The 3,209-nt window shown below is 36.4% G+C and carries 2 protein-coding genes; one reads left to right on the plus strand and one right to left on the minus strand.

The genetic code is table 11. From position 1 onward, the window contains the following. Positions 1-174: 174 nt before the first annotated feature. Positions 175-1,014, minus strand: coding sequence for an HDOD domain-containing protein (locus CWB66_RS18480; RefSeq protein ID WP_077535903.1), 840 nt, complete (start codon positions 1,012-1,014; stop codon positions 175-177). A 295-nt stretch (positions 1,015-1,309) separates the two neighbouring features. On the opposite strand from CWB66_RS18480, the gene CWB66_RS18485 reads away from it, so the two are divergent. Beyond that, on the plus strand, positions 1,310-3,016 hold the full coding sequence (locus tag CWB66_RS18485) for a DUF8614 domain-containing protein (RefSeq protein WP_138586519.1): 1,707 nt from the start codon (positions 1,310-1,312) through the stop codon (positions 3,014-3,016). The last annotated feature ends 193 nt before the right edge of the window (positions 3,017-3,209 follow it).

The raw sequence follows: 3,209 nt of genomic DNA on the forward strand, positions 1-3,209 counted from the left end.
AAATCTATCTCAAGCCGCTATTTTCAGCGCTAACTGCGTTGAATTTACTTGCAATAGGCCCGCTATTGACGCGTAAATTCGCCTTGTTTTCACTGAAAATCTCTGGCTAGAGAAAATAAGTTTAAATATCAACATGATTCAATACGTTAGTAAATCTCTTAACCAGAGTTCAGGTTAGCTAAACATTTCTTTTACGTCATCGAGCATATCGTTATATTCATCGCTAGAAAATAACTGCATTGATGAGATAACACCTTTATCAATATACACTTGTAACGCAGCAGATTTATCCGAAACCTGCAGTGTTCCCTCTAATATGGCACCAATTCGAATAAAATCTACATAACTGATTTTTTCTGGTTTATACGCAGGATCGGCCCAGCTCAATGCAACGTCAGAAAACTCATCAGGAAACTCCCATGCACTCATTATAGAAGAACCGACTTTGCCACTGAGTTTTTGAATTGCATGCGCTAAAAAGCTAGGGTTAGCAAAGACTTCTGGATGGCGTTCAGCTTCAGTCAAAATAGGCAAAACACCAATATTATAAACAAGCGCTGCTAACGTAATTGAATCACGATTTAATGAAGTGTGTTTATTGTTTAGTAAATAAAACTCCATTAATGAAATTGAATGACACGCGACTGTTAACGTTTTTTGCCACGCTTTACCCATGTACCCTTTGATCAACTCATTGTTTGAAACGAATAACTGCTCCATAGCCATAGCTGTTACGATATTTTTAATTTGACGCAATCCAATGCGGGTTACAGCTTGATGTAAATTAGATACTTTCACTGAACGGCCCATTATGGCGCTATTTGCAACTTTAATCATACGAGCAGATAAAGCAGGGTCCTGTGAAATAACATCTGACATTTTAGTTAAATTTACTTCAGGGTTATCAGCCGCCTGTCTAACTTTAACGGCCACTTCTGGCAACGTGGGTAAAACAAGCGTATCGTTATTTATTCTATCGACTAAAATCGTTAATAGTGCATTTTCTGTAGACATAGAGCGGTCATCCTTTTGTTCTTTAGTTATAATATAACTGCAAGCCTCGACAATTAATTTTTATAGCAGTGGTAATACAATAAGTATTGTCTAACTTACCGTTAAAGTTAAGGAAATTATAGATATTTATTTTATTCACCTCTTTTCATCTGCACAATTAACCATACAACGCCTAATACTTGCTATTTGCCATTTAGTTTTGCTTTAATGCATCACAATAGGGAAGCGTACATACTTTTTGTTATTTTATTAGCGCTCACACATTATTAAATTTACTTTTTTAACAGGCAATATAATGATCTTAAATAAAATTAGCCAAGCAATTATACTCTCTGGCGTTGTTTTTCTTAGTGCATGTTCAGAGCAAGCCTCCTCATCAACCAACGCCACAGCAAAAACAGAAAAACTAACCAGTGCTGCAGATAAGCAAATGACTCCAGCGCTTATTAATGCAGACAAACAGCGTTTAGATATCTATACCGATTTTAGCCTGCAAAGCGATTTATCACATTTAAGTGATAACCAAAAAGCGATGCTTGTGAAACTTATTGATGCTTCAAAAATAATGGATGAGTTATTTTGGAAACAAGCATTTGGTGAGAGTAAAGATACTTTTTTAGCTAAATTAAACGATGAAAAAATACGCCTATTTGCAGATATTAACTACGGCCCATGGGATCGTTTAAATGGTGATGAAGCGTTTTTATCAGGATATAGAGAAAAGCCACTTGGTGCACAGTTTTACCCTGCCGACATAACTAAAGAAGAGTTAAACAACGCAGACGTTAAAGATAAAACAGGGCTTTACTCAGTTATTAAGCGTGATGAGCAAGGCAAACTTTACAGTGTCCCTTACTCTAAAGAATATGCTGTTGAGCTTGCAAAAGCAGCGGACCTTCTTCGTGAAGCAAGTAAACTTGCTGATGATAAAGAATTTGCTAGTTACCTAAATCTACGTGCCGACGCCTTGCAAAAAGATGACTTCCAAAATTCTGATTTTGCTTGGATGGACATGAAGAATAACCCAATTGATGTGGTTATTGGCCCTATAGAAACTTATGAAGATCAATTGTTTGGTTACCGCGCTGCTTATGAATCCTATGTGTTAATTAAAGATTTAAAATGGAGTGAACGGTTAGCTAAATTTGCAGCCTTTTTACCTGAGCTGCAAAAAGGTTTACCTGTAGATGCTAAATACAAACAAGAAGTGCCAGGCTCTGATGCCGACCTAAATGCATATGATGTTGTTTATTATGCTGGCCATTCAAACGCGGGCAGTAAAACAATTGCCATTAATCTACCAAACGATGAGCAAGTTCAGCTAGAAAAAGGAACTCGTCGTCTACAACTTAAAAACGCAATGCGTGCTAAATTTGACAAAATTTTAGTACCAATTTCAGAGCAGCTTATTGTTCCTGAGCAACGTAAACATATTACTTTTGATGCATTTTTTGCCAACACTATGTTTCATGAAGTAGCACATGGTTTAGGCATCAAAAATACGATTACCGATAAAGGAACTGTTCGCCAATCACTACAAGAGCATGCAAGCGCGCTTGAAGAAGGCAAAGCCGATATTTTAGGCCTGTACATGATTGAGCAATTACTTAAAAAGGGCGAAATTACAGAAGGAACTATTGAAGATTATTACACGACCTTCATGGCGGGCATATTCCGTTCAGTACGCTTTGGTGCATCAAGCGCACATGGTAAAGCAAATATGATCCGCTTTAACTTTTTTGCCCAAGAAGGCGCTTTTTCTAAAAATGAAGCGGGTTTATACCGCGTAAATATGGAAAAAATGAGCATGGCAATGGCTAAGCTTTCTCGTCTAATTTTAACCTTACAAGGTGATGGCGATTACGAAAAAGTTGATCAGCTAATTGCAACTCATGGCGGCATTAAAGAAGAGCTTGCTAAAGACTTAGAAAAATTAAGCAAAGCAAATATCCCTGTAGATGTTACGTTTAAACAAGGTAAAGAGGTACTAGGTTTAAAATAACCTAGCACGGTGATAATTTAAGAGCGTTACAGTTTATAACTGTAGCGCTTTTTTATTATACCAATTGCATTAAATTAGTGATCTATTATAGCGATAAGAAAATAGCTCAATAACAAGGCTAAAATTATGATACATAGTTGTTCTATATAAATAATTTTTAACGTCGTTAGTGAGTTATTTAATACGCTAGAAT

The sequence above is a fragment of the Pseudoalteromonas sp. S558 genome, assembly GCF_005886635.1.
Taxonomy (GTDB): Bacteria; Pseudomonadota; Gammaproteobacteria; order Enterobacterales; family Alteromonadaceae; genus Pseudoalteromonas; species Pseudoalteromonas aliena.

Excerpts from the sequence above, each read along its gene's own strand:
- CWB66_RS18480 (WP_077535903.1), bottom strand. The coding sequence starts at position 1,014 with ATGTCTACAGAAAATGCACTATTAACGATTTTAGTCGATAGAATAAAT.
- CWB66_RS18485 (WP_138586519.1), top strand. The coding sequence starts at position 1,310 with ATGATCTTAAATAAAATTAGCCAAGCAATTATACTCTCTGGCGTTGTT.